Here is a 322-nt window from a genome sequence, read left to right as displayed (position 1 = left end):
CCGTCCCTCTTCCCACGCCGCGAACGTGGCGGGGAACGACTCGTCCAACACGGCGGCGTCGTTCATGCGGCGTTGCACGGTGCGATCGGACATGTTCATCGCGGCACCGAGCTCTGCGGCCAAGGCACGATACGGCAGTTCTGCTTCGCGGGAGGAGGGGGAGGCCAGTTCCGCGACCCGCCGCGCACCGACGTGCGCGGCTTTCGCGAACACTCGCGCGAGCGCGGCTTCCGTACGCGCGTTCGCGCGCCGGGCGTCGATGCCCTCTCCGGCGAGTTCGCGCGCGATCGCGTCCACTCCCGTCGTTTCGACGTCATCAATG

The organism is Microbacterium sp. C448 (genome assembly GCF_000582705.2).
GTDB classification, from domain to species: Bacteria; Actinomycetota; Actinomycetes; order Actinomycetales; family Microbacteriaceae; genus Microbacterium; species Microbacterium lacus_A.
This window is presented reverse-complemented; position numbering follows the sequence as displayed.